The organism is Mesorhizobium sp. M7A.F.Ca.US.014.04.1.1 (assembly GCF_003998745.1).
Classification (GTDB): domain Bacteria; phylum Pseudomonadota; class Alphaproteobacteria; order Rhizobiales; family Rhizobiaceae; genus Mesorhizobium; species Mesorhizobium ciceri.
The window spans coordinates 1-4,776 of record NZ_RZRW01000446.1 but is presented as its reverse complement, the minus strand read 5'-3'; the positions used below and the strand labels follow the sequence as shown (position 1 = coordinate 4,776).

At 62.6% G+C, this 4,776-nt stretch carries 6 protein-coding genes; 1 reads left to right on the top strand and 5 read right to left on the bottom strand.

The annotated features are described in order from the left end of the window. Positions 1–506 (top strand): GGDEF domain-containing protein (locus EOA22_RS24590; RefSeq protein WP_164755790.1); only part of this gene is annotated, 506 nt, incomplete at its 5' end. Positions 507–550: 44 nt separating this feature from the next. Here EOA22_RS24590 and EOA22_RS24585 read toward each other — a convergent pair. From EOA22_RS24585 to urtB, 5 genes are all read right to left on the bottom strand, one after another. Next, positions 551–727 carry a hypothetical protein gene (locus EOA22_RS24585; protein ID WP_013531844.1) on the bottom strand — a complete coding sequence of 59 codons (177 nt, stop codon included), beginning with the start codon at positions 725–727 and terminating at the stop codon, positions 551–553. 269 nt (positions 728–996) lie between these two features. After that, a complete protein-coding gene (urtE, locus tag EOA22_RS24580) occupies positions 997–1,692 on the bottom strand; it encodes an urea ABC transporter ATP-binding subunit UrtE (protein WP_013531845.1) in 696 nt (231 codons plus the stop codon). Between the two features lie 69 nt (positions 1,693–1,761). Then, positions 1,762–2,508 (bottom strand): urea ABC transporter ATP-binding protein UrtD, encoded by a 747-nt coding sequence (gene urtD, locus EOA22_RS24575; protein WP_013531846.1) that lies wholly within the window; start codon positions 2,506–2,508, stop codon positions 1,762–1,764. A 6-nt stretch (positions 2,509–2,514) separates the two neighbouring features. Beyond that, the gene (urtC, locus tag EOA22_RS24570; RefSeq protein ID WP_027161511.1) at positions 2,515–3,747 is read right to left on the bottom strand and encodes an urea ABC transporter permease subunit UrtC; all 1,233 of its coding nucleotides are present in this window, start codon (positions 3,745–3,747) and stop codon (positions 2,515–2,517) included. Then, positions 3,744–4,776, bottom strand: a 1,033-nt coding sequence (gene urtB, locus EOA22_RS24565) for an urea ABC transporter permease subunit UrtB (RefSeq protein ID WP_127390273.1), incomplete at its 5' end; no start/stop codon positions are given. The genes urtC and urtB, both read right to left, overlap by 4 nt.

The window sequence follows — 4,776 nt, the reverse complement described above, 5'->3', positions numbered from 1 at the left end:
ACCCCCGCCACAATGCCCTGACCGACCCGCTGACCGGCCTGCTCAACCGCCGCGCCCTGTTCGACCTGCACGGCGATGCGCCGGTCGGCGCCTTCACGGCGGTGGTCGTCTTCGATCTCGACAACTTCAAGGCCATCAACGACGAATTCGGCCACGCCGCCGGTGATGAGGTGCTGAGGGTGTTTGCACGGGAACTCGCCAGCAATCGCCGCCCGGCCGACGTCGCCGCGCGCATGGGCGGCGAGGAGTTCGCGCTGGTGCTGAAGCGGACCTTGCCCGAAACGGTGGAGGCCACCGCCGAGACCATACGGGCAGCTTTCGCCGCGCACCGCATCGAAACCGAGACAGGCTCGCTGATATGCACCGTCAGTGCCGGATTTGCTTTCGGCACCAAGGAAGGCCTCGGCTTCGACAAGGTGCTCAACGCCGCCGACAAGGCGCTCTACGACGCCAAGCGCGGAGGCCGTAACCGCGTCACCGCATCTCCGTTCAGGCGCGCAAGCTAATCGCGCAACACCGGCCTCTGATCGTGGGGAGACGAATGCGGCTCCTAGGCCGCCATGACAATCTCATTGAAGGTATCGAGATCGACATAGAAGACCTTGGTGATCTCCTCGATCAGATCGTCGTAGTCGCAGCCCTGTGATCTCAAGATATTGATGGCAGCGATGATGTCGACGCGTTCGGTAAGCCGCCGCTTCTGGTAATCCTCGACGTAACGTTCCATGGCTGTCCCTTAGCCTGTGTGCCCAAACGCGTTTGAACGACAGAGATCGCAGGAGGGAAGCTAGGCAGCCTTGCTTGCGTGAAACTTGCCCGGCATTGGCCGTGGTCCTCGATCTGCGATAACCAGACTGATACGGAAGCGGCCGACTCACAAAGCCATGGAAAAGACTAGCACGCGATATTGAGCGTGCCAGAGACGCAGGTGATCGGATGGAGAAATATTGGACTTGGCAAGAACTTCGGATCGCCAACTGAAGTTCACCGCCAATGCTAGACGGTAAGGAACTTCCGCACATCAGCCCGGTCTAAATCTTCAGCCGGGCCGGTATGGACGATCACGCCCCGGTCCATGATGTTGACCTCGTCGGCGAGCTCGCGGCAGAAATCGAGATATTGTTCGACCAAAAGCACGGCGATGCCCGCCTGGTCGCGTAGATAGCGGATGGCGCGGCCGATGTCCTTAATGATCGACGGCTGTATGCCCTCGGTCGGTTCATCGAGCACGAGCAGTTTCGGCCGCATCACCAGCGCCCGCCCGATGGCGAGCTGTTGCTGCTGGCCGCCGGAAAGATCGCCGCCGCGACGGCCGAGCATCTGCTTCAGCACAGGGAACAATTCGAAGACATGCGCCGGAATGTTGCGGTCGGCTCGCCTCAGCGGCGCAAAGCCTGATTCCAGGTTCTCCCGCACGGTGAGCAGCGGAAAGACCTCCCTGCCCTGCGGTACGAATGCGATGCCCGACCGGGCGCGGTCATACGCCGCGCTCCGGTCGAGCGCCTTCCCCTCGAAGGCAACGCTTCCGCTCGTCAGCCGGTGGTGGCCGACGATCGATCTCATCAAACTGGTCTTACCGACGCCGTTGCGGCCGAGCACGCAGGTGATCTTGCCGGCGCCCGCCTTCAGCGACACGCCGCGCAGCGCCTGGGCGGCGCCGTAGTGCAGCGTGGCATTGGAAACTTCGAGCATGTCAGCGCCGTCTCCAGAACCTGAGAAACGACAGATCGAAGTGATGGAACTGAACCCGCCAGACCATGCTCATCTCCCCAGATAGACTTCGACGACACGCTCGTCGGCCGACACGAAATCGAGTGTGCCTTCCGAGAGCACCGAGCCCTCGTGCAGGCAGGTGACCTTGACGCCGAGCTCGCGCACGAAATGCATGTCGTGCTCGACGACGATGACCGAATGGTCGCGGGCGATATCCTTGAGCAGCCGCGCGGTTTCCTCGGTCTCGGCATCGGTCATGCCGGCGACCGGCTCGTCAACCAGAAGCAGTTTCGGGTCCTGCGCCAAGAGCATGCCGATCTCCAGCCACTGCTTTTGCCCATGGCTGAGATTGGCCGCCAGTTCGTCACGCTTGTCGCCAAGCCGGATGATGCCGAGGATGTCATCAATCTGCCGCGTCTCGGCGGCCGAGCGGCGGTGAAACAGCGCCGGGAAGATCGAGCGAGGACCCTTCAGCGCCAGCATCAGGTTTTCCTCGATCGTGTGGCTTTCGAAGACGGTCGGCTTCTGAAATTTACGGCCAATGCCCATCATTGCGATCTCGGCCTCGTCGTGCTTGGTCAGATCGACTTGGCCGTCGAAGAACACTTCGCCCTCGTCGGGCCGCGTCTTGCCGGTGACGATGTCCATCATCGTCGTCTTGCCGGCGCCGTTGGGGCCGATGATGGCGCGCATCTCGCCCTTGTCGAGCACCAGCGACAGATTGTTGATGGCGCGAAAGCCGTCGAAGGAGACCGAGACGCCGTCGAGATAAAGGATCGTGTTCGACTTTGACATGGTCGCTCACTCCGCCGGCTGTGGTTCGGGGTTGCTGGCGGACCAGTCACCTGGCTTTCTTGCTTCACTGCGAACGATTTTCGCCGGCGGCGAGACATCGGCATCGGTGCCGGCTTCCTCGGCAATCGAAGCAGCTCGCAACGCCTTGGCGTTGCCGCGCCAGCTGTCCCACATGCCGATGATGCCCTTGGGCAGCAAAAGCGTGACGGCGACGAATAGTCCACCCAGTGCAAACAGCCAGAACTCCGGCAGTACGCCGGTGAACCAGGATTTTCCGGCATTGACCAGCAACGCACCGATGATCGGCCCGACAATGGTGCCGCGCCCGCCGACAGCCGCCCAGACGACGACTTCAATCGAATTGGCCGGCTCGAATTCACCCGGATTGATGATGCCGACCTGCGGCACGTAGAGCGCGCCGGCTATGCCGGCCATGACGGCCGAGACGGTGAAGGCGAACAGTTTCACGTTCTCCGCCCGCCAGCCGAGGAAGCGCGTGCGGCTCTCGGCATCGCGTACCGCCATCAAGAGCTTGCCGTATTTTGAGCCGACGATCGCCCAGGTGACGAAGACGGCAAGTGCCAGCATCACCGCGCTGGCGGCAAACAGCGCCGAGCGCGTCGCGTCGGCCTGCACGTTGAAGCCCAGAATATCCTTGAAATCGGTCAGGCCGTTGTTGCCGCCGAACCCCATGTCGTTGCGGAAAAAGGCAAGCAGCAGCGCATACGTCATCGCCTGGGTAATGATGGAGAGATAAACGCCGGTGACGCGGCTGCGGAAGGCGAACCAGCCGAAGACGAAAGCCAGCAGGCCAGGCACCGCGAGCACCATGAGGCCGGCGAACCAGAAATGGTCGAAGCCATACCAGAACCATGGCAGTTCCTTGTAGTTCAGGAACACCATGAAGTCGGGCAAGACGGGATTGCCATAGACGCCGCGCGAGCCGATCTGGCGCATCAGATACATGCCCATTGCATAGCCGCCGAGCGCGAAGAAGGCGCCGTGGCCGAGCGAAAGGATGCCGCAATAGCCCCAGACCAGGTCGAGCGCCAAGGCAAGCAGCGCATAGCAGAGATATTTGCCGGTCAGCGCGACGATGTAGGATGGGATGTAGAAGGCGCTGGTAGGAGACACCGCAAGGTTGAGCAACGGCACGATGACGGCCACCGCCAGCAGGATGGAGATCGTAATGGCGATGCGGCGGTCCGCGCCGGCGGCAAAGAAGCGTCCCGTGATCATGCTTCCACCGCCCTCCCCTTGAGCGCGAACAGGCCGCGCGGGCGTTTCTGGATGAACAGGATGATCAGCACCAGCACGACGATCTTGCCGAGCACCGCGCCCGCATAAGGCTCGAGGAACTTGTTGACGATGCCGAGCGAGAAGGCGCCGACCAGCGTGCCCCACAGATTGCCGACGCCGCCGAAGACAACGACCATGAAGCTGTCGATGATGTACCCGCGGCCGAGATTGGGCGAGACGTTGTCGATCTGGCTCAGCGCGACGCCGGCAATGCCGGCAATGCCGGAGCCGAGCGCGAAGGTCAGCGCGTCGACCCACGGCGTCCTGATGCCCATCGAGGCAGCCATGCGCCGGTTGGCGGTGACGGCGCGCATCTGCAGGCCCCAGGGCGTGCGCTTCATCACGTAGAGCAGGATGCCGAAGACAGCGAGCGCGAAAACCAGGATCCACAGGCGGTTCCAGGTGATCGCCAACTGTCCGACATTGAACGAGCCCGACATCCAGGATGGGTTGCCGACCTCCTGGTTGGTCGGCCCGAAGATTGAGCGCACGGCCTGTTGCAGGATCAGCGAGACGCCCCATGTCGCCAGCAGTGTTTCAAGCGGCCGGCCATAGAGGAAGCGGATGACGCCGCGCTCGATGATCAGGCCAACAAGGGCCGCGACGAGGAAGGCCAGCGGCAGCGCAATGACCAGCGACCAGTCGAACAGGCCGGGAAAGGAGGTGCGGATCACCTGCTGGACGACGAAGGTCGTGTAGGCGCCGAGCATGACCATCTCGCCATGCGCCATGTTGATGACACCCATGACGCCGAAGGTAATGGCAAGGCCGATTGCCGCCAGCAGCAGCACCGAGCCCAGCGAGATGCCGTACCAGATGTTCTGCCCGGCATCCCAAAAGGCCAGCGTCGAATTGATGTTGGCGATCGCGGCTGTCGCCGCTTGCCTGACCGCGTCGGTGGAATTCGCCTCGACCGAGGTGAGCAGGGAAACCGCATCGCGGTCGCCGCGCGCGCCGATCAGCGCGATG